Source organism: Citrobacter sp. RHBSTW-00671 (assembly GCF_014103415.1).
Lineage (GTDB): Bacteria > Pseudomonadota > Gammaproteobacteria > Enterobacterales > Enterobacteriaceae > Citrobacter.
Genome location: NZ_JABXPR010000001.1, coordinates 995,228 through 1,017,416 on the forward strand (window position 1 = coordinate 995,228; position 22,189 = coordinate 1,017,416).

At 52.2% G+C, this 22,189-nt stretch carries 19 protein-coding genes; 12 read left to right on the forward strand and 7 right to left on the reverse strand.

Annotation, left to right across the window (positions count from 1 at the left end):
* The first annotated feature begins 46 nt into the window (after positions 1-46).
* On the forward strand, positions 47-1,987 hold the full coding sequence (csrD, locus tag HV261_RS04850; RefSeq protein ID WP_202037611.1) for an RNase E specificity factor CsrD: 1,941 nt from the start codon (positions 47-49) through the stop codon (positions 1,985-1,987).
* 8 nt (positions 1,988-1,995) lie between these two features.
* Here the strand turns inward: csrD and HV261_RS04855 are convergent, their stop codons facing one another.
* Entirely contained in the window at positions 1,996-2,316 is a 321-nt protein-coding gene (locus HV261_RS04855) for a hypothetical protein (protein WP_172742030.1), read from the reverse strand.
* On the opposite strand from HV261_RS04855, the gene mreB reads away from it, so the two are divergent.
* The 7 genes from mreB (at position 2,294) to tldD (ending at position 12,492) form a co-directional block, all read left to right on the forward strand.
* Entirely contained in the window at positions 2,294-3,337 is a 1,044-nt protein-coding gene (gene mreB / locus HV261_RS04860) for a rod shape-determining protein MreB (RefSeq protein WP_000913396.1), read from the forward strand. The two genes, HV261_RS04855 and mreB, sit on opposite strands and share 23 nt — an antisense overlap.
* A gap of 63 nt (positions 3,338-3,400) precedes the next feature.
* Positions 3,401-4,423 (forward strand): rod shape-determining protein MreC, encoded by a 1,023-nt coding sequence (gene mreC / locus HV261_RS04865; protein ID WP_040234170.1) that lies wholly within the window; start codon positions 3,401-3,403, stop codon positions 4,421-4,423.
* The gene (mreD, locus tag HV261_RS04870; protein WP_137382460.1) at positions 4,424-4,912 is read left to right on the forward strand and encodes a rod shape-determining protein MreD; all 489 of its coding nucleotides are present in this window, start codon (positions 4,424-4,426) and stop codon (positions 4,910-4,912) included.
* Positions 4,913-4,919: 7 nt separating this feature from the next.
* On the forward strand, positions 4,920-5,513 hold the full coding sequence (locus tag HV261_RS04875) for a Maf family protein (RefSeq protein WP_137382459.1): 594 nt from the start codon (positions 4,920-4,922) through the stop codon (positions 5,511-5,513).
* Complete coding sequence (gene rng, locus HV261_RS04880; protein ID WP_003828822.1) at positions 5,503-6,972, forward strand: ribonuclease G; 1,470 nt, start codon at positions 5,503-5,505, stop codon at positions 6,970-6,972. Before HV261_RS04875 ends, rng begins: the two co-directional genes overlap by 11 nt.
* 111 nt (positions 6,973-7,083) lie before the next feature.
* Entirely contained in the window at positions 7,084-10,884 is a 3,801-nt protein-coding gene (yhdP, locus tag HV261_RS04885; protein ID WP_202037612.1) for an AsmA2 domain-containing protein YhdP, read from the forward strand.
* Between the two features lie 162 nt (positions 10,885-11,046).
* The gene (gene tldD, locus HV261_RS04890) at positions 11,047-12,492 is read left to right on the forward strand and encodes a metalloprotease TldD (RefSeq protein WP_202037613.1); all 1,446 of its coding nucleotides are present in this window, start codon (positions 11,047-11,049) and stop codon (positions 12,490-12,492) included.
* 86 nt (positions 12,493-12,578) lie between these two features.
* Here tldD and aaeR read toward each other — a convergent pair whose 3' ends face one another.
* Positions 12,579-13,508 (reverse strand): HTH-type transcriptional activator AaeR, encoded by a 930-nt coding sequence (gene aaeR / locus HV261_RS04895; RefSeq protein ID WP_202037614.1) that lies wholly within the window; start codon positions 13,506-13,508, stop codon positions 12,579-12,581.
* Between the two features lie 184 nt (positions 13,509-13,692).
* Between aaeR and aaeX the strand changes: the two genes are divergently transcribed.
* The 3 genes from aaeX to aaeB are packed head-to-tail and all read left to right on the forward strand — an operon-like array spanning position 13,693 to position 16,812.
* A complete protein-coding gene (gene aaeX, locus HV261_RS04900) occupies positions 13,693-13,896 on the forward strand; it encodes a p-hydroxybenzoic acid efflux pump operon protein AaeX (RefSeq protein WP_000051841.1) in 204 nt (67 codons plus the stop codon).
* Positions 13,897-13,903: 7 nt separating this feature from the next.
* The gene (gene aaeA, locus HV261_RS04905) at positions 13,904-14,836 is read left to right on the forward strand and encodes a p-hydroxybenzoic acid efflux pump subunit AaeA (RefSeq protein ID WP_202037615.1); all 933 of its coding nucleotides are present in this window, start codon (positions 13,904-13,906) and stop codon (positions 14,834-14,836) included.
* Between the two features lie 5 nt (positions 14,837-14,841).
* A complete protein-coding gene (gene aaeB, locus HV261_RS04910) occupies positions 14,842-16,812 on the forward strand; it encodes a p-hydroxybenzoic acid efflux pump subunit AaeB (RefSeq protein WP_202037616.1) in 1,971 nt (656 codons plus the stop codon).
* A 40-nt stretch (positions 16,813-16,852) separates the two neighbouring features.
* Here aaeB and HV261_RS04915 read toward each other — a convergent pair whose 3' ends face one another.
* Genes HV261_RS04915 through xapA form a run of 3 tightly spaced genes read right to left on the reverse strand, consistent with a single transcriptional unit; the run spans position 16,853 to position 19,903 of the window.
* Positions 16,853-17,755 carry a LysR family transcriptional regulator gene (locus HV261_RS04915; RefSeq protein ID WP_202037617.1) on the reverse strand — a complete coding sequence of 301 codons (903 nt, stop codon included), beginning with the start codon at positions 17,753-17,755 and terminating at the stop codon, positions 16,853-16,855.
* Between the two features lie 58 nt (positions 17,756-17,813).
* Positions 17,814-19,019, reverse strand: a complete 1,206-nt coding sequence (gene tsgA, locus HV261_RS04920; RefSeq protein ID WP_202037618.1) for an MFS transporter TsgA — start codon at positions 19,017-19,019, stop codon at positions 17,814-17,816.
* Between the two features lie 50 nt (positions 19,020-19,069).
* Complete coding sequence (gene xapA / locus HV261_RS04925; RefSeq protein ID WP_137382453.1) at positions 19,070-19,903, reverse strand: xanthosine phosphorylase; 834 nt, start codon at positions 19,901-19,903, stop codon at positions 19,070-19,072.
* A 419-nt stretch (positions 19,904-20,322) separates the two neighbouring features.
* On the opposite strand from xapA, the gene HV261_RS04930 reads away from it, so the two are divergent.
* Positions 20,323-20,607, forward strand: a complete 285-nt coding sequence (locus tag HV261_RS04930; RefSeq protein ID WP_005121358.1) for a barstar family protein — start codon at positions 20,323-20,325, stop codon at positions 20,605-20,607.
* Positions 20,608-20,656: 49 nt separating this feature from the next.
* Here the strand turns inward: HV261_RS04930 and yhcN are convergent, their stop codons facing one another.
* Both yhcN and argR read right to left on the reverse strand, forming a co-directional pair.
* A complete protein-coding gene (gene yhcN / locus HV261_RS04935; RefSeq protein WP_005121357.1) occupies positions 20,657-20,923 on the reverse strand; it encodes a peroxide/acid stress response protein YhcN in 267 nt (88 codons plus the stop codon).
* Positions 20,924-21,301: 378 nt separating this feature from the next.
* Positions 21,302-21,772: a transcriptional regulator ArgR gene (argR, locus tag HV261_RS04940; RefSeq protein WP_003025162.1), complete on the reverse strand. Its 471-nt coding sequence runs from the start codon at positions 21,770-21,772 to the stop codon at positions 21,302-21,304.
* Positions 21,773-22,189: the final 417 nt, after the last annotated feature.

Below are 22,189 nucleotides of genomic sequence, written 5' to 3' on the forward strand. Positions count from 1 at the left end.
TTTTCACTTTCACACCGGATTCATCACTGTCGGAGTTAACACAAGGATGCGATTAACGACGAAATTTTCAGCCTTTGTCACGCTGCTTACCGGGTTAACGATTTTCGTGACGCTGATAGGCTGCTCGCTGAGTTTCTATAACGCTATTCAATATAAGTTCACCACCCGCGTCCATGCCGTCGCGACGGCGATCGATACCCATCTGGTCACCCGGGATGTCGTGTCCTTAACGCCGCAAATTGATGAATTGATGATTTCGGTTGATATCGTCCGTATTGAATTGCTTCAGGGTGACAGCGTTGTTTATAGCCATTCCCGAACCAGCAGCTACCGACCGGCGGGGACAAATAACCTTTATCGCGATCTCACCGTGCCATTGATCAAGCATCCGGGGATGTCGCTGCGCATGGTTTACCAGGATCCGATGGGCAACTATTTCCATTCGTTGATGACCACGGCACCGCTCACGCTATCGATAGGCTTTATCATCCTGATGCTGTTTTTGTCGGTGCGCTGGCTTCAGCGTCAACTTTCCGGACAGGAATTACTGGAGATTCGTTCAACGCGGATCCTCAACGGTGAACGCGGGCCAAACGTGCGGGGAACGGTCTATGAGTGGCCAGCGCGTACCAGTAGTGCGCTCGACATGCTACTGACCGAAATTCAAAATGCTCGTGAGCAGCGCAGCAGGCTGGATACGCTAATTCGCTCCTATGTCGCGCAGGATACAAAAACGGGGCTGAGCAACCGCTTGTTCTTTGATAACCAACTGGCGACGCTGCTGGAAGATCAGGAAAAAGTCGGCTCGCATGGTGTGGTGATGATGGTTCGTCTGCCGGACTTTACGCTGCTACGCGAGAGCTGGGGCATTACCCAGGCGGAAGAACAAATCTCAACGCTTATCAATTTGTTGTCTACCTTTATGATGCGCTATCCGGGCGCACTGTTAGCGCGTTACCACCGAAGCGATTTTGCCATCCTGCTGCCACACCGCACGTTAAAAGAAGCGGAAAGCATTGCCGGGCAACTCTTAAAGGCGGTGGATGCACTTCCGGCTAACAAAATGATCGATCGTGCCGATATGGTTCATATCGGCATTTGTGTCTGTCGCAGCGGTCAGTCGACTGAACAAGTTATGGATCACGCCGAAGCGGCCACCCGGAATTCAGTATTACAAGGCGGGAACAGTTGGTCGGTGTATGACGACTCTCTGCCGGAAAAAGGCCGGGGCAATGTGCGCTGGCGAACGCTGATTGAGCAGATGCTCAGTCGGGGCGGACCGCGAATTTATCAAAAACCTGCCGTAACGCGTGAAGGGCGGGTGCACCATCGCGAGCTTATGTGCCGTATTTTCGATGGCAATGAAGAGGTCATCTCGGCGGAATATATGCCGATGGTGCTGCAGTTTGGTCTGGCGGAAGAGTATGACCGTCTGCAGTTAAGCCGTCTCATCCTGCTGTTGGGTTACTGGCCGCAGGAAAATCTGGCGATGCAGACGACGGTTGAATCGCTCATTCGCCCACGTTTTCAGCGTTGGCTGCGAGATACGCTGATGCAGTGCGAAAAATCGCTACGTAAACGCATAATTATTGAACTTGCTGAGGCAGATGTTTGTCAACACATCAGCCGGTTACAACCGGTTATCCGATTGATGGATGCGCTTGGCGTACGTATCGCCGTTACGCAGGCCGGTTTAACGTTGGTGAGTACCAGCTGGATCAAAGAGCTGAATGTCGAATTGTTGAAGCTTCATCCCAGTCTGGTGAGAAACATTGATAAGCGAACGGAAAATCAGTTGCTGGTTCAGAGCCTGGTAGAGACGTGTACCGGAACGCCAACACAGGTTTATGCCACGGGCGTTCGTTCGCGCAGCGAGTGGCATACCCTGACAGAACGTGGAGTCGCGGGTGGGCAGGGTGATTTTTTTGCCGCATCACAGCCACTTGACACAAACGTGAAAAAATATTCGCAAAGATACTCGGTTTAACCTGCCGTTTAATTTGTTTTCACGTAGAATAACGCGCGCTGTGCCTTCTGGGGGTGTGCTTGTCTGCTCGCCAGGTTGTAACAGCAAACATGCAGGTGAATGACCTTTGACAGGTTGCAAACAAAAGCGAGGACTGCTGCTGAGTTTTTCAGCCCTGATGGACTCAGGCCGGTTTTGTAACAAAGGAAACGAACTGCACTAATTTTCACCGTAGCAGATGATTTTTGCGCCTTGTCGCTGCTGCGTGTGGTTGGTAAAGTAAGCGGATTTTGTTTTCCGCCCCAGCTTTCAGGATTATCCCTTAGTATGTTGAAAAAATTTCGTGGCATGTTTTCCAATGACCTGTCCATTGACCTGGGTACCGCGAATACCCTTATTTATGTAAAAGGACAAGGCATCGTATTGAATGAGCCTTCCGTTGTGGCCATTCGTCAGGATCGTGCCGGTTCGCCGAAAAGCGTGGCTGCAGTAGGTCATGATGCGAAGCAGATGCTGGGTCGTACGCCGGGCAATATCGCTGCGATTCGCCCAATGAAAGATGGCGTTATCGCTGACTTCTTCGTGACTGAAAAAATGCTCCAGCACTTTATCAAACAAGTGCACAGCAACAGCTTTATGCGCCCAAGCCCGCGTGTACTGGTGTGTGTACCGGTTGGAGCAACTCAGGTTGAACGCCGTGCCATCCGTGAATCCGCTCAGGGTGCAGGTGCACGTGAAGTGTTCCTGATCGAAGAGCCGATGGCGGCAGCGATCGGTGCGGGCCTGCCAGTTTCTGAAGCAACCGGCTCAATGGTTGTCGATATCGGTGGTGGTACCACTGAAGTCGCCGTTATCTCTCTGAACGGCGTAGTTTACTCCTCCTCTGTACGTATTGGTGGTGACCGCTTCGACGAAGCCATCATTAATTATGTTCGCCGTAACTACGGCTCTCTGATCGGTGAAGCTACCGCTGAACGTATTAAGCACGAAATCGGCTCTGCTTATCCTGGTGACGAAGTACGCGAGATCGAAGTTCGCGGTCGTAACCTGGCAGAAGGTGTTCCACGTGGCTTTACCCTGAACTCTAACGAGATCCTGGAAGCGCTGCAGGAACCCCTGACCGGTATCGTAAGCGCGGTGATGGTTGCACTGGAACAGTGCCCGCCAGAACTGGCGTCTGACATCTCAGAACGCGGTATGGTCCTGACCGGCGGCGGTGCGCTGCTGCGTAACCTTGACCGTCTGTTAATGGAAGAGACCGGTATTCCAGTTGTTGTTGCCGAAGATCCGCTGACCTGTGTGGCTCGCGGTGGCGGTAAAGCACTGGAAATGATCGATATGCACGGCGGCGACTTGTTCAGCGAAGAGTAATCGGATGCAGGAAGGGTAGCCATAGGTTGCTCTTCCGCTCTGATGCGAGAATACGCATAGACTATGAAGCCAATTTTTAGCCGTGGCCCGTCGCTACAGATTCGCCTTATTCTGGCGGTGCTGGTGGCGCTCGGCGTTATTATTGCCGACAGCCGCCTGGGTACGTTTAGTCAAATCCGAACGTACATGGATACCGCCGTCAGTCCTTTCTACTTTATCTCTAATGGTCCCCGTGAATTACTCGACGGCGTGTCGCAAACGCTGGCTTCTCGTGACCAACTCGAACTTGAAAACCGGGCGTTGCGTCAGGAACTGCTGCTGAAAAACAGTGAACTGCTGATGCTGGGGCAATATAAACAGGAGAACGCGCGTTTGCGTGAGCTGCTGGGATCGCCGCTGCGCCAGGACGAACAAAAAATGGTGACGCAGGTCATCTCAACGGTTAACGATCCTTACAGCGATCAGGTTGTGATCGACAAAGGGAGTGTTAACGGCGTTTATGAGGGGCAGCCGGTCATCAGCGACAAAGGCGTTGTGGGCCAGGTCGTTGCGGTGGCAAAACTGACCAGCCGCGTACTGCTGATTTGTGACGCGACGCATGCATTGCCAATCCAGGTATTGCGTAACGATATCCGCGTGATTGCTGCCGGTAACGGCTGCACGGACGATCTGCAGCTCGAACACCTGCCGGCTAATACTGACATTCGCGTTGGCGATGTGCTGGTTACCTCCGGTCTGGGTGGGCGTTTCCCTGAAGGCTATCCAGTCGGTGTCGTTTCCTCTGTGAAGCTGGATACCCAGCGCGCATACACCGTGATTCAGGCGCGTCCGACGGCGGGTTTACAGCGTTTACGTTATCTGCTGCTGCTGTGGGGAGCCGATCGCAATGGCGCTAACCCGATGACGCCAGAAGAAGTGCACCGTGTTGCTAATGAACGTCTGATGCAAATGATGCCGCAAGTCCTGCCGGCACCGGATGCCATGGGGCCGCCTGCGCCAGTTCCTGCTCCGGCGACAGGTGTCACGCCGGTTCCTGCAACAACCACGCCGTCACAACCTGCTCCGCGTAAGCCGGGGGGGCAGTAAGTGGCAAGCATCCGTCACCAGGGACGTTGGGTCATTTGGCTCTCGTTCCTTATTGCATTTCTGCTGCAAGTCATGCCCTGGCCGGACGAGATCCTCGTTTTCCGGCCAAACTGGGTGTTGCTCATTCTGCTGTACTGGATCCTGGCGCTGCCGCATCGCGTAAATGTGGGCACAGGATTTGTCGTGGGTGCCATACTGGATCTCATTAGCGGCTCTACGCTTGGTGTACGGGCATTGTCGATGAGTATCATTGCTTATCTGGTCGCCCTGAAATTTCAGCTCTTCCGTAACCTCGCCCTCTGGCAGCAGGCGCTGGTAGTTATGTTGTTATCACTGGTCGTGGATATTATTGTTTTCTGGGCCGAGTTTTTAGTGATCAACGTCTCTTTCAGACCTGAAGTGTTCTGGAGTAGTGTAGTCAATGGTGTGCTTTGGCCATGGCTATTCTTACTGATGCGTAAAGTCCGCCAGCAGTTTGCGGTGCAATAAGGTTGATATGAATACTCTGTATCTTGCTTCAGGTTCCCCACGTCGTCAGGAACTGTTGGCCCAGCTTGGCGTAACATTTGAACGACTGGTTCCTGGAATTGAGGAACAGCGGCACCCGCAGGAAAGCGCCCAGCAGTATGTTGTTCGTCTGGCGCGTGAAAAAGCGCAAGCGGGTGTAGCACTGGCTGAGCGCGATTTACCTGTGCTGGGGGCGGATACCATTGTTATCCTTAATGGCGAAGTGCTGGAAAAACCACATGATGCCGACCATGCAGCCGCGATGCTGCACAAACTGTCAGGCAAAACGCATCAGGTCATGACGGCTGTCGCATTAGCCGATCGCCAGCACAGCCTGGACTGTCTGGTGGTGACGGAAGTGACATTCAGAGCACTAACAGATGAGGACATCGCCGGCTATGTTGCCAGCGGTGAGCCTATGGATAAAGCAGGTGCATACGGTATTCAAGGGTTGGGTGGCTGTTTTGTCAGGAAGATCAATGGCAGCTATCACGCCGTAGTCGGCTTACCGCTGGTAGAAACGTATGAGTTGCTGAGCAATTTTAACGCACTGCGTGAGAAAAGGGATAAACATGACGGCTGAATTGTTGGTAAACGTAACGCCATCGGAAACGCGGGTGGCGTACATTGATGGCGGTATTCTGCAGGAAATTCATATTGAACGTGAGGCGCGACGCGGAATCGTAGGCAATATCTACAAAGGTCGTGTAAGTCGTGTACTTCCGGGTATGCAGGCGGCTTTTGTAGATATTGGGCTGGATAAAGCCGCATTTCTTCACGCATCAGACATCATGCCGCATACCGAATGCGTAGCGGGTGAAGAACAAAAACAGTTCACTGTGCGCGATATCTCCGAACTGGTGCGTCAGGGGCAAGACCTGATGGTACAGGTGGTGAAAGATCCTCTGGGCACGAAGGGCGCACGCCTGACGACGGATATCACGCTTCCTTCTCGTTATCTTGTCTTTATGCCTGGCGCCTCGCACGTGGGGGTTTCTCAGCGAATCGAGAGCGAAACCGAACGCGAACGCCTGAAAAAGGTGGTGGCGGATTACTGCGACGAGCAGGGCGGATTCATCATTCGCACGGCGGCTGAAGGCGTATGTGAAGAAGACCTTGCCTCTGATGCCGCTTACCTTAAGCGCGTCTGGACGAAGGTCATGGAGCGTAAGAAGCGCCCACAAACGCGCTACCAGATGTATGGTGAATTGGCGCTGGCACAGCGCGTTCTGCGTGATTTTGCCGATGCTCAGTTAGACCGAATTCGCGTCGATTCCCGTCTGACTTATGAAGCATTGTTGGAATTTACTGCGGAATATATCCCGGAGATGACCAGCAAGCTGGAACACTATAGTGGACGCCAACCGATTTTCGATCTCTTCGACGTTGAGAATGAAATCCAACGTGCGCTGGAGCGCAAGGTTGAGCTGAAATCCGGTGGTTATTTGATTATCGATCAAACTGAAGCCATGACCACCGTAGATATCAACACGGGTGCATTTGTCGGGCATCGTAATCTCGATGACACTATCTTTAATACTAATATTGAAGCAACGCAGGCCATCGCACGTCAGCTGCGTCTGCGTAATCTGGGCGGCATAATCATTATCGATTTTATCGACATGAATAATGAAGATCACCGCCGCCGGGTGCTGCACTCTCTGGAACAGGCGCTGAGTAAGGATCGCGTAAAAACCAGCATTAACGGTTTTTCACAGCTGGGCCTGGTGGAGATGACGCGTAAGCGCACGCGTGAAAGCGTGGAGCATGTGCTGTGTAACGAGTGCCCAACCTGCCACGGACGTGGCACGGTGAAAACGGTCGAAACCGTCTGCTATGAAATCATGCGTGAAATCGTCCGCGTGCACCATGCTTACGACTCCGATCGTTTCCTGGTGTACGCATCTCCGGCAGTGGCTGAAACCCTGAAAGGGGAAGAGTCGCATGCGCTGGCGGAAGTGGAAATCTTTGTCGGCAAACAGGTCAAAGTACAAGTCGAACCGCTCTATAACCAGGAGCAGTTTGACGTGGTAATGATGTAAATCGTGTAGTGGCACCCGCGCATGTAGGCCGGATAAGGCACAAGCGCCGCCATCCGGCAATATTCACTCAAGGGGTGTGAGTCACATTTTTTGGCAGACAAGGAGAGGCGCGTGAGGCGATTGCCGGGGATTTTACTGCTCACTGGAGCCGCATTCGTTGTCATCGCAGCGCTGCTGGTCAGTGGGCTGCGCCTTGCTCTACCACATCTCGATAGCTGGCGTCCGACCATTCTGGGTAAGATTGAATCTGCCACCGGTATGCCTGTTTCCGCCAGCCAGCTTTCTGCCAGCTGGCAAAATTTTGGCCCTACGCTTGAAGCGCGTGATATCCATGCCCAGCTGAAAGACGGTGGCGAATTCTCGGTAAAGCGTGTCACGCTGGCGCTGGATGTCTGGCAAAGCTTGCTGCACATGCGCTGGCAGTTTCGCGATCTCACCTTCTGGCAACTGCAGCTGCGCACCAATACACCGATCCAACGCGGCGATAGCGGCGACGGAATTGAAACCAGCCATGTCAGCGATCTATTCCTGCGCCAGTTTGATCATTTCGATCTACGCGACAGCCAGGTCAGTTTTTTGACCCTGTCAGGCCAGCGTGCAGAACTGGCGATCCCTCAGTTAACCTGGTTGAACGGTAAAAACCGGCATCGTGCTGAAGGCCAGGTCAGTCTCTCCAGCCTGACCGGCCAGCACGGTGTTATGCAGGTGCGTATGGATCTGCGTGATGATGACGGACTGCTGAATAATGGTCGAGTCTGGCTGCAGGCTGACGACATCGACGTTAAGCCGTGGTTGGGGAAATGGATGCAGGACAATGTTGCGCTGCAAACCGCACGCTTTAGCCTGGAAGGCTGGATGACGCTCAACAAAGGCGAAGTCTCTGGCGGCGATGTCTGGTTGAAAAAGGGCGGCGCAAGCTGGAAGGGGGAGAACAACATCCACACGTTGTCCGTCGATAACCTGACTGCGCATATCAGCCGTGAGCACTCCGGTTGGTTGTTCGCTATCCCGGATACGCGCATCACGATGGATGACAAACCCTGGCCGAGCGGGGCATTAACGCTGGCCTGGTTCCCCGAGCAGGAAGTGGGGGGCGCCAATAATAAGCGCAGCGACGAATTACGTATTCGCGCCAGTAACCTGGAGTTAGCCGGGTTAGAGGGGCTACGCCCGATGGCCGCTAAGTTATCTCCGGCATTGGGAGATATCTGGCGGGCCACGCAACCGAGCGGCAAGATCAATGTGCTGGCGTTGGATATCCCGTTACAGGCGACCGAAAAAACCCGTTTCCAGTCCTCGTGGACCGATCTGGCCTGGAAACAGTGGAAGCTGCTGCCGGGAGCAGAACATTTCTCCGGTACATTGTCTGGCAGCGTGGAAAATGGCGCATTAATGGCCTCCATGAAGCAGGCAAAAATGCCGTATGAAACCGTCTTTCGTGCCCCGCTGGAGATAGAAGATGGCGTGGCCACGCTCAGTTGGCTGAAGAATGAAAATGGCTTTCAGCTAGACGGACGCAATATTGACGTTAAAGCGAAAGCGGTACATGCGCGTGGCGGTTTTCGTTATCTGCAACCAGCAGGTGATGAGCCGTGGCTGGGGATTCTGGCGGGGATTAGCACTCACGATGGCTCCCAGGCCTGGCGCTATTTCCCGGAAAACCTGATGGGAAAAGAGCTGGTTGATTACCTCAGTGGGGCAATTCAGGGCGGTGAGGCGGATAACGCCACGCTGGTTTATGGCGGTAACCCACATCTGTTCCCGTATTTGCATAACGAAGGTCAGTTCCAGGTGCTGGTGCCGCTGCGTAATGCAAAATTTGCCTTCCAGCCGGACTGGCCCGCGCTGACTGACCTCAATATTGAACTGAACTTCATTAACGATGGCCTGTGGATGAAGACGGATAGCGTCAATCTGGGGGGGGTAAAAGCCACTAACCTGACGGCAAATATCCCTGACTACGCAAAAGAAAAACTGCTGATTGATGCCGACATCAACGGACCGGGCAAAGCGGTTGGGCCTTATTTCGACGAAACACCGCTGAAAGAGTCGCTGGGTGCCACGCTGGAACAGCTGCAAATTGACGGCGATGTGAGTGCTCGCTTACATCTTGATATCCCGTTAGATGGTTCGCTGGTTACGGCCAAAGGCGATGTGAATCTGCGAAATAACAGTCTGTTTATCAAGCCGCTCGACAGCACGCTGAAGAATTTGAACGGTAAATTTAGCTTTATCAACGGCGATCTCAAGAGTGAGCCGATGACGGCGAACTGGTTTAATCAGCCTCTGAATGTCGACTTTTCCACTACCGAGGGTACAAAAGCTTACCAGGTTGCTGTGAATCTGAACGGCGACTGGCAGCCAACCCGCATGGGGATACTCCCCGCACAGGTGAATGATGCCTTAAGAGGCAGTATGGCGTGGAACGGTAAGGTTGGCATTGACCTGCCATATCATGCCGGAGCGACCTACAACATTGAGCTGAAAGGCGACCTGAAGAATGTAAGCAGTCACTTACCTGCTCCGTTAAACAAAGTAGCCGGAGAGTCTCTGCCAGTTAATGTGAAGGCAGAGGGTAACCTGCGCAGCTTCGATCTGACCGGTAACGCCGGAAGCAAGAACCACTTTAACAGCCGCTGGTTGCTGAATCAGAAACTGACGCTTGATCGCGCTATCTGGACTTCGGAAAGCCGTACCGTGCCAGCGCTTCCTGACCAGCAGGGCATCGAACTTAATCTTCCGCCCATGGACGGTGCGCAATGGCTGGCATTGTTCCAGAAAGGCGCGGCGGATAACGTCGGAAGTAATGCGAACTTCCCGCAGCGTATTGCGGTGCGCACGCCTTCTTTATCATTGGGCGGCCAGCAGTGGAATAACCTGAGCATTGTGTCTGAACCCGGACTTAATGGTACCAGCGTACGGGCGCAGGGCCGTGAGATTAACGCCACATTGGCTATGCGCAATAATGCTCCGTGGCTTGCCAATATCAAATACCTGTATTACAACCCGAGTGCGGCAACGTCATCGCCCAATACAACGCCGGCCTCGCCGTTTTCTGCCATCAATAACGTCAGCTTCCGTGGCTGGCCGGATGCGCAGATACGCTGCGAAGAGTGCTGGATGTGGGGGCAAAAATATGGGCGCATTGATGCCGATGTCGCGATAAAAGGTGACACATTAACGTTGAGCAACGGTCTACTGGATACCGGGTTTGCCCGACTGACCGCCGATGGCGAATGGGTCAATGTGCCGGGCAAGGAGCGTACGTCACTGAAAGGAAAGCTGAATGGCAACAAGATTGATGCAGCCGCGGGTTTCTTTGGCGTATCTACCCCGATTCGTAACTCTTCCTTTAACGTCGAGTACGATCTGCACTGGCGTAATCCGCCCTGGGACCCGGATGAAGCTTCACTGAATGGCATTTTGCGCACCCGTTTAGGCAAAGGTGAATTGACTGAACTTAGCACCGGACATGCGGGACAACTGTTACGTCTGCTGAGCTTTGATGCGCTATTGCGTAAACTGCGTTTTGATTTTAGCGATACGTTCAGTGAAGGTTTTTACTTTGACTCTATCCGCAGTACGGCGTGGATCAAAGATGGTGTGATGCACACTGATGATACGCTGGTGGATGGCCTGGAAGCGGATATCGCCATGAAAGGTTCGGTGAATCTGGTGCGTCGCGAACTGGATATGGAAGCCGTCGTCGCACCAGAAATTTCTGCCACCGTCGGGGTGGCCGCGGCGTTTGCCGTCAACCCGATTGTCGGCGCGGCGGTATTTGCCGCCAGTAAAGTTCTGGGGCCGCTGTGGAGCAAAGTTTCAATTCTGCGCTATCGCATCACAGGTCCGGTCGATAAGCCACAGATTAACGAAGTTCTGCGCCAGCCGCGCAAAGAAAGCCAGCAATGATTTGACGGGGGCGAGTAATTGCCCCAATCTCAACAGAGAACTTCTACCGCAGTCCGTAGGCCGGATAAGGCGTTTACGCCGCCATCCGGGCATTGAAGCGCCTGATGGCGACGCTGGCGCGTCTTATCAGGCCTACAACAGTAACTAATGAGTAGCAAAACGATGAGTCTGAACCTGGTAAGTGAACAATTGCTAGCGGCGAATGGCCTGAAACATCAGGATCTGTTCGCCATCCTGGGCCAACTGGCCGAACGCCGTCTTGATTACGGCGATCTGTATTTTCAGTCGAGCTACCACGAATCCTGGGTTTTAGAAGACCGCATCATTAAAGATGGTTCTTACAATATTGATCAGGGCGTTGGCGTGCGTGCCATCAGCGGCGAAAAAACCGGGTTTGCCTACGCAGACCAGATAAGCCTGCTGGCGCTGGAGCAAAGCGCTCATGCCGCGCGTACTATCGTGCGTGATAGCGGCGATGGCAAAGTAAAAACGCTGGGTGCGGTAGAGCATCAGGCACTCTACACCTCGGTTGATCCATTACAGAGCATGAGCCGGGAAGAGAAACTGGATATTCTGCGTCGTGTTGACCGCGTTGCGCGTGCCGCCGACAAGCGTGTGCAGGAAGTGACGGCGAGCCTGACCGGTGTGTATGAATTGATTCTGGTTGCGGCGACAGATGGAACACTGGCGGCAGATGTTCGTCCCCTGGTACGACTGTCCGTCAGCGTGCAGGTAGAAGAAGACGGCAAACGCGAGCGTGGTGCCAGCGGTGGCGGTGGTCGCTTCGGTTATGACTACTTCCTTGGCGATCTTGATGGTGACGTTCGTGCCGACGCGTGGGCGAAAGAAGCCGTACGTATGGCGCTGGTCAATCTCTCGGCGGTAGCAGCGCCAGCGGGAACGCTGCCGGTGGTACTCGGCGCAGGCTGGCCTGGCGTTCTGCTGCATGAAGCGGTCGGTCATGGTCTGGAAGGTGACTTTAACCGCCGTGGCACCTCGGTATTCAGCGGTCACATGGGTGAGCTGGTGGCGTCAGAACTGTGCACCGTCGTTGATGATGGCACGATGGCGGATCGTCGTGGTTCGGTCGCCATTGATGACGAAGGAACGCCGGGTCAGTACAACGTGCTGATCGAAAACGGTATTCTGAAAGGCTACATGCAGGACAAACTGAATGCGCGCCTGATGGGTGTGGCGCCAACGGGTAACGGTCGCCGTGAATCTTACGCGCACCTGCCGATGCCGCGTATGACCAACACCTACATGCTGCCGGGGAAATCCACGCCGCAGGAAATCATCGAGTCTGTCGAATACGGTATTTATGCGCCTAACTTTGGCGGCGGCCAGGTGGATATCACTTCCGGAAAATTCGTGTTCTCTACCTCCGAAGCGTATCTGATTGAAAACGGTAAAGTGACCAAACCGGTGAAAGGCGCGACGCTGATTGGCTCCGGTATTGAAGCGATGCAGCAGATTTCGATGGTGGGCAACGACCTGAAACTGGATAACGGAGTGGGTGTTTGCGGTAAAGAAGGACAGAGTCTGCCGGTTGGCGTGGGCCAGCCGACGCTGAAGGTCGATAGCCTTACCGTAGGTGGTACCGCGTAACATCATGATGTAAGCCCGATAAGCACCCGTGCTATCGGGCATCTTGCCGGATGTGGCGCCAACGCCTTATCCGGCCTGGACTCTTTTTACTTCTCTTTTCCCCGGCCGTACATTCCCTGAAACAGTTGTGCCACATCGACAAAATAATCGGTCAGATAGTTAATCACCACCTGCACTTTGAGCGGCAGCTTATCCTTTTCAGTATACAACGCATACACCGGACGTGGATCTGACTGGTAGCGGGGGAGCAGGATCTCCACTTCGCCGCGGTTGATCTCGTTGATCACCCACATCAGCGGCACATAGGCAATGCCCGCGCCTGCCGCCAGCCAGTGCACCAGCGTCATCGGATCGTTGGTCACAAAGCGTCCCTCTGGGATCAGACGGGTAGAAATCCCCTCCGGGGCAATTAATTCGAACTCATTATCCGGGCGAACACTGTATTCCAACCACGAATGATTGCTGAGATCGGCGGGTTTCTCCGGGATACCAAACTGGGCGAGATAACTTTTTGCCGCGCAAACCACCATCGGCATAGCCCCCAGACGACGCGAAAAAAGGCTGGAGTCCTGCAGGGCGCCCACGCGGATAACCACGTCCAGACCGTCGGCAATCAGGTCGGGTGCCGGTATTCCCGTCACCAGATTTACCGTCAGCCCAGGATACTCTTTGAGCATTTTTGCGGTCAATCCGGCGAGGACATTTTGTGCCATGGTTGAAGAACAACCAATGCGCAGCGTGCCGATAGGCGTGTTGTTAAACGCATACAGTTGCTCGTGAACATCCTGCGCTTCGTGCAGCATTCGACGGCAACCCTGATAATAAATTTTACCCGCCTCGGTAAGCCCAATGCTGCGCGTGCTGCGGTTTAGCAGCTTAACCTGCAACTCATCTTCCAGTTTGGATACCGTCTGGCTTATCGATGAAACGCTCATTTGCAACTGTCTTGCGGCGGCGGTGAAAGAGCCCAGTTCGACAACTTTGGCGAACACCGACATTCGTTTTAATCGTTCCATTGTTCACTCTGGCTTAAAAGTGATTTAGATCACATAATATAGATAACAGCATAACAGTTACGCTAATATATTATTATTCAAATAACAGCTATGTCGCTCTCGCCTGGCTCATCCTTGCCCTTCTCTGCGGTGACATACGCTAAATAATCGATCGCCTGCACTCTCTTAAGCTACCAAGGTCAACATGAGTCTGTTTCCCGTTATCGTGGTGTTTGGTCTGTCCTTCCCACCGATTTTTTTCGAATTGCTTTTGTCACTGGCGATTTTCTGGCTGGTGCGCCGGGTGTTAGTTCCGACTGGCATCTATGATTTTGTCTGGCATCCGGCTCTGTTTAACACCGCGCTGTATTGCTGCCTGTTCTATTTAATATCGCGCCTGTTCGTTTGAGGTTGAAGTGAAAACACTAACAAAAAAACTCTCCCGTACGGCTATCACTCTCGTACTGGTCATGCTGGCCTTTATCGCTATTTTCCGCGCATGGGTCTATTACACCGAGTCACCGTGGACGCGTGATGCACGTTTTAGCGCTGATGTCGTCGCCATTGCACCGGATGTCGCGGGTCTGATCACCAATGTTAACGTCCATGATAACCAACTGGTGAAAAAGGATCAGGTCCTGTTCACTATCGATCAGCCACGCTATAAAAAAGCCCTCGAACAGGCTGAAGCGGACGTCGCTTATTATCAGGTGCTGGCACAGGAAAAACGCCAGGAAGCCGGTCGTCGTAACCGACTGGGCGTGCAGGCTATGTCTCGTGAAGAGATTGACCAATCAAACAACGTACTGCAAACCGTATTACACCAGTTGGCGAAAGCTCAGGCGACCCGCGATCTGGCAACATTAGATCTCGAACGAACCGTTATTCGCGCGCCGGCAGATGGCTGGGTGACTAACCTGAACGTCTATACCGGTGAATTTATTACCCGCGGATCGACAGCGGTAGCTCTGGTAAAACAGCACTCATTCTATGTACTGGCCTATATGGAAGAGACCAAGCTGGAAGGCGTACGCCCTGGGTATCGCGCTGAGATTACCCCGCTTGGCAGTAATAATGTGTTGAAAGGCACCGTCGATAGCGTGGCGGCAGGCGTGACAAATGCCAGCAGCACGCGGGATGCGAAAGGTATGGCAACCATTGATTCCAATCTTGAATGGGTACGTCTGGCGCAGCGCGTGCCGGTGCGTATTCGTCTTGACGATCAACAGGGAATGATGTGGCCGGCCGGTACTACGGCTACCGTCGTGATTACCGGTAAGCAGGATCGCGATGCCAGCCAGGAGTCGTTCTTCCGTAAAATGGCGCACCGCCTGCGCGAGTTTGGTTAATTGTGATGGGCATTTTCTCCATTGCCAATCAGCATATCCGCTTTGCGGTAAAGCTGGCATGCGCCATTGTACTGGCGTTATTTGTTGGCTTTCATTTCCAGCTTGAGACCCCTCGCTGGGCGGTCCTGACCGCTGCAATTGTGGCGGCAGGTCCAGCCTTTGCCGCCGGTGGAGAACCTTATTCTGGCGCTATCCGCTACCGCGGTATGCTGCGTATTGTCGGGACATTTATTGGTTGTATTGCCGCGCTGATTATTATTATCAGTATGATCCGTGCGCCGCTATTGATGATCCTGGTGTGCTGTATCTGGGCCGGTTTTTGTACCTGGATCTCTTCACTGGTAAAGATCGAAAACTCCTATGCCTGGGGGCTTTCGGGTTACACGGCGCTGATTATCGTCATTACCATTCAGGCGGAGCCTCTGCTGACGCCACAATTTGCGCTCGAACGCTGCAGCGAGATTGTGATGGGGATTGTCTGCGCTATCATCGCCGATCTGCTCTTTTCGCCCCGTTCAGTGAAACAGGAGATAGATGTCGAGTTAGACAGTCTTCTGGTAGCGCAATATCAGCTTATGCAATTGTGTATAAAGCATGGTGATAGCGAAGAGGTGGACAAGGCCTGGGGCGCTTTAGTTCGTCGTACGGCAGCGCTGGAAGGTATGCGCAGCAACCTGAACATGGAATCCTCACGCTGGGTACGCGCCAATCGTAGACTCAAAGCGTTGAACACGCTGTCACTGACGCTGATTACTCAGTCCTGTGAAACCTATCTTATCCAGAATACGCGACCAGAACTGATTACCGATACCTTCCGCGAGTTGTTTGATACGCCGGTCGAAACGGTGCAGGATGTCCATAAACAACTGAAGCGGATGCGCCGTGTGATTGTCTGGACCGGTGAGCGTGATACGCCAGTGACGATCTATAGCTGGGCCGGCGCGGCGACGCGCTACCTGCTGCTGAAACGCGGCGTGGTCAGCAATACCAAAATCAGTGCAATAGAAGAAGAGATCCTGCAGGGCGAGCCGGTGGTGAAGGTGGAATCCGCTGAACGTCACCATGCGATGGTCAACTTCTGGCGTACTACGCTGTCCTGTGTGCTGGGAACTTTATTCTGGTTGTGGACCGGCTGGACATCAGGTAGCGGTGCGATGGTCATGATAGCGGTCGTCACCTCGCTGGCTATGCGTTTGCCTAACCCCCGCATGGTGGCCATCGACTTTATCTATGGCACGCTGGCAGCATTACCGTTGGGGGCGCTCTATTTTCTGGTGATTATCCCCAATACCCAGCAAAGCATGTTGTTGCTGTGCCTGAGTCTGGCAGTGCTGGGATTCTTTCTGGGTATCGAGGTGCAGAAGCGGCGTCTGGGCTCAATGGGGGCGCTGGCGAGCACCATTAATATCATCGTGCTTGATAACCCGATGACGTTCCACTTTAGTCAGTTCCTCGACAGTGCACTGGGGCAGATTGTCGGCTGTGTATTGGCGTTTATCGTGATTCTGCTGGTGCGGGATAACTCGCGTGACAGAACCGGTCGTGTGTTGCTTAACCAGTTTGTGTCGGCAGCGGTCTCTGCAATGACCACCAATGCTGTGCGCCGTAAAGAAAATCACCTTCCGGCGCTGTATCAGCAGCTGTTTTTACTGATGAACAAATTCCCCGGCGATCTGGCAAAGTTCCGCCTGGCACTGACGATGATTATTGCTCACCAGCGTTTACGTGATGCGCCTGTACCGGTAAACGACGATTTATCGGCGTTTCATCGCCAGCTTCGCCGTACCGCCGATCATGTTATTTCTGCAGTCAATGATGACAAACGCCGACGCTACTTTAGTCAGTTGCTGGAGGAGCTTGATATCTACCAGGAAAAATTAACGCTCTGGGAAGCCCCGGCTCAGGTAACGGAACCAGTGAAACGACTCACGGGAATGTTGCACAAATACCAGCATGCGCTGACCAGCAATTCATAAATCATCTAGCCGGAAGAGGATATCTCTTCCGGTTTCAGTTTTACCGCCCCTGTAATGTCATGATAAACGCGTTCATTAATGTGGAAAGCGGTTCGTCGTACCAGTAGGCATAAAGATCGGCTGGAATAGGGTCATTCAACGGTAAGAAACGAACGCCTGGCCAGTGGATCAATCCGCAGGTTTCTGGCAGCAAAGAGAGACCCATCCCTGCGCTAACCAGCGCCAGCGCGGTTTGCGGTTCGTTAACCTGGTGGGTAATCAGAGGATAAAATCCTACCTCAACACAGCGGTCATGTACCTGACGGGCGAAAGTGCTTTGATTAAATGAAAGCGAAATGATGGGGCGTTCAGCGAGCATCGCCAGTGAGACGCTTTGGTGTTGGCAGAGAGGATCGTGTTCAGGTACGGCGAGAGCAACCGCTTCGCGGGAAATCAACTGGCTACGGGTATTCGTCTCGGATTGGGGCAGTACGTTCCGGCTAATCGCAATATCAATCGTCCGGGCATGCAAGGCTTCAATTTGCTGATGTTGGGAAAGCTCCTGCAAGCTCCAGTTTACGTACGGCTGTTGCTTCTTAAAGTCCTTTAGACGCGTAAGCAGCGTCCCCCACAGTGCGCTACCGACTATTCCAATATTGAAATGTTGATGTTCGCTGCGGCCAATCTGTCGCACATAATTGAGGGATTGATCGGTGGTACTCAGGATACGATCGACTTCCGTTTTCAATACCTGCCCGGCTCGCGTGAGAACCACTTTACGGCTGGTACGTTCAAATAGCGTCGTTTCAAGGATCTCTTCCAGTTCTTTAATCTGCATACTCAACGGTGGTTGAGAGATGTTTAACCGGGCCGCGGCCCGGCCAAAGTGCAGCTCGTCAGCGAGAACCTGAAAATAACGCAATGTTCGAAGACGAATTCGGCTATTAGCCTGGAGATCAATCATGCTGGTTACGCGTAAAAGAGGGAGAGAAACGGCATCATGCCGTCCTCCCCAAAGCTTGTCAAACCGCAGTGGATGCCGAGCGGGCGAGACGCTCGGCCTGGCTGAAGGCGACAGCGGCAACCAGCGTCAGCAGTAACACACAATAGGCGACAGTAGACGTATTCACCGCCCCCTGCAGACCAAAGTGGCTGCTTACCATGGAGGATACGCTGGCAAACAGTAGTGTGCCCACAGTGCCGCACGTCAACAAGGCGGAGATCAAGGTTGGTGAACTGCGACTCACCTGCAGTGAACCATAGCTCATCAGACCGGAGAATAAACCGGAGTTAAAGAAACCAAACACGCCGCACGCTACCAGAATCAGCGTGGTACTGTTGCTGTTGGCAATCAGCGCAATGGAGACCAGACCAATGCTGGCGCAGATCAGCAGGAAAGTGCGCAGTTTCATCCATTTCACGGTGAACTGATTCAGGAACAGGCCAATGGCTTTCGTCACCCAATACACCGTAGTGAACAGCGCGGCATCCTGCGCCTGAAGTGTAAAACGCGATTGCAGGTAGCCCGGTGTCCACATGGTAAAAATGGGTTCAGCCAGCAGGAAAGCAAAGAGAGTAAAACAGATTAAATAGACGGAGATCCCCCAGGGTTCTGACTCTTCCGTTTTCTCGTGTTGCTGCGGCTGCGCAGCCTCTGTCGATGGGAAGCGACAACGCAGGGTAAGTGCTAACATCAGCGCGCCCAGACCGCCCATAATCCCATACATCGCAATCCAACTGGCACCCAGTTTAAACATCCAGGCTAACAGTAAAGACAGGGTTGCTCCGGCAAAGCTGAAAAAGAAATCGGTAAAAATCAGGCTGGAAGAGCGGCTCTTTTCATCGGGATTAATACGAACCACCAGATAACTGCCGATGGTCATAAACACGCCACCGCAGGCACCAATTCCGGCCACTGCAACGCTAAACAGCGTTAAGGTTGGTTGGATAAAAAGTACGGCGCTGATAATCACGGTGAGCGTTGCAGCAATAACTAATGGTTTTTTCAGCCCCCATTTTTTCATCAGAATGCCGCCAAGCATAATAGGCACAAACATGCCGATGTTCATCAGGGTAAAGACCTGCCCGATAAAGCTGGGGTCTTTATGAAAAGCGGCACAAAGTGGCCCGAGCACAATCCCCAGCGTCGACACCAGTGCGCCAACGAAGTAATAGCTCAGGTACGAAACGGCATTGAGATTTGCGCGAGAAAACTGATTGTCTGGCATAACTTTTCTCCAGACGGAGCAGAGCGACCTGTCCGTCTACGGAACCACGATCAAGCATACTGTTTGAGGAACTGGCTGATCAAACGAATAAAATCTTCGGTCACCATGGCAGCGCATTTCAGCGTTTGTTCATGGGAAAGCTCGACATCACTGAGGCCTTCAGCCATATTCGTGATGGCTGAAACGGCCAGTACTTTCAGGCCACAGTGGCGTGCGGCTATCACTTCCGGTACCACCGACATACCGACGACATCGCCGCCCATACGCTGCATCATGCGAATCTCCGCAGCCGTCTCAAAATTAGGGCCAGGATAAGAGACAAAAACCCCTTCATGAAGCGTGATACCCAACTGTTCTGCGGCACCGTGAAGCTGCTGGCGTAGTTCGCGATCGTATGCGTTAGCGAGGCTAAAGAAGCGAGGACCAAAGCGTTCATCGTTCGGCCCGACAAGGGGGGTAGATGGCATGGTGTTGATGTGATCGTTGAGGGCGACCAGACTCCCTGCCGGAATATCTACGTTCAGCGAACCCGCGGCGTTGGTACAGAATAAAAATTCGCAGCCCAACAGTTTAAAGGTACGCACGGCATGGGTCATGATGCCCATTCCCAGCCCTTCATAAAAATGCCCACGTCCCTTCATGCAGATGAGGTCGATACCATAAAGCGTCCCCATCACCACTTCCCCGGCATGGCCGATTACGGTGCTGACCGGGAACCCGGGTAATTGTTGATATGAAAGCGTGGTTTTATTTTCCATGCGATCGGCAAGTGCCCCCAGACCTGACCCAAGTATCAGAGCGATACGTGGATGAAAATTGGGTTTTGCTGCACGCAGAATTTCAGCCGCTTCATACGGGGTATCGTTGACAACAGACATGGACATATCGACTCCAGAGACTATTCAGTTGCAGGCATTTTGTGGAGGCTTCAATTACAAATCCAATATGATAAATGCGGTTATTGATATGGTTTTCATATTGAAAAGATCAGATAAATATTGGATCTATTATTTTTCAGAAAGTTATGGTCAACGTGTTTCATACTGTTTCTGAAACGTAGTCATAATCTTGCATAAAAATGTGATGAATCTCTCTTTGTCTAAATGATGAACAGTTCATTCCTGACACATTACGCATACCGAGGCAGGGCTATACTTAAGACGAGCATTTAGCTGGGGTGATAAACGATGTCTGGACCGCAGGAACATAAAATTTTGCCGGCGGGATACAGGGGAAACAGGTTGAGGAAGACCCTGCATATCGGTGGTCTGTAGAGTAACTGGCGTCGGGGTGGTGGCTATAGATGAATATCTATACGTTTGATTTTGACGAGATTGAAAATCAGAGTGATTTCTATCGTGAGTTTGCGCGTACATTCGGTCTGGCCCGGGAAAAGGTGGTTGATTTAGATTCTTTGTGGGAGGTTGTGGTTGGGGAAATCTTGCCGTTACCTCTGGAAATCGAATTTGTCCATTTACCGGATAAGTTACGCAGGCGATATGGCGCGCTGATTTTACTGTTCGATGAAGCAGAAGAAGAGCTCGAAGGACAGTTACGCTTTAACGTTCGCCACTCAAAACAGGCATAAAAAAGCCCCCGGCAGGCGGGGGCAAGTCGTCGGACTAGACGACGAGGGTTTATTTGTACAATTCTGCGGTTGCATGCCAGTGAGCACCTTCACGGAGTTCAGTGACACGATAGCTGCTGGCGCCCGCTTTTTCTGCTTTAGCGGCGATTGCCTGACGCATATCCATTGGCGAGCTACCGATCTGAGATACAGAGATAGTACCCATGGATTGCAGATTCTGTGCTTCTTGCGAGTTCACCTGATTAACAGCGGCGCTTGCACCGAAAGAGAGAACGGAGAGAAGGCTTAACGTTGCAACAGTGGTTTTGATTTTCATGATATTTACCTCGTCGAATTCTTTTATAAGGGGTCTTCGTTTCGTGACCCTCATCACAAAATCAAGTATACACTAATCACGCGATAAATTAATACCACGCTAATTGTTTCATGGGCAATCAGGTGTTAAAAAAAGTATTTTTTATAACCATATAGAATTAAAAATACAGGTTAGAGCTTATTATCTAAAATAAAATCAATAAATTCATGTGGATACACAATTTTGCAAATTGTGCGTTTTTGATGAGTGACATTCACTGTATGAATGTGTTTTGGTGGTGAAACGCACTATTTGTTAAATGTCCGGCAGTGGAAAGCCGAGGAGGGGAGCAGAAAAAAGAGATTTTTCCCCCGCCACAGGGCGTGACGGGGAAGGGGATTACAGCTCTTGTTCAAACAGTTCCAGAATGGCTTCGTACAGGTCTTTTACCGTAAAGCCTTTGGCCGGTGTGGTGAAGATGGTATCGTCACCCGCAATCGTACCGAGAATACCTTCTGCTTTACCCAGTGAATCCAGCAGGCGGGCAATCAACTGCGCAGCGCCTGGGCTGGTATGAATAACGACAACGGCATCGTTGTAGTCGATATCCAGCACCAGATTTTTCAACGGGCTTGATGTTGTCGGGACTCCCAGCTCTGCAGGCAGACAGTACACCATTTCCATTTTCGCATTGCGGGTACGCACGGCACCAAACTTGGTCAGCATGCGTGAAACCTTGGACTGGTTGATATTATCAAAGCCCTGATCCTGCAACGCGAGGACGATTTCGCCCTGAGAGCTGAATTTTTCTTCTTTAAGTAGCGCTTTAAACGCCTTAACTAATTCTTCTTGTTTAGCCGAGCTTCGCATAAGTCACCCGTAATATGGCGGTAGAAACAACATTATTGTGCATACAGATGAATTTTTATGCAAACGGTCTGCCTCGTTCAAGGCTGAAATAATGTTATGAAAGAGCGGGATTTTATCAAATTTCGTTATCAAGAAACATGCCTGTGTCACGGCTCGCAAATAAGATTAAAAGTAAATTAAATGTTATCAAATTGATGTTGTTTTGAGAGGGCTGTAGGGTATATTGTCAGCACCTGTTGGAAAGTTGCTCTACTGTGCGAGTGGTTTTGAATTACGTAACTTAGGTTTTATTTTACGTAAGTTAAATGCATAAAAGCCAAATTTGCGTGACTACGCATTCTTGAAGCGTGGTTATTGAATTCGTTGGATTTGTGAATTAAGGTCGCCGCCGCGGAGCAATAGACATTTTGCTTATCA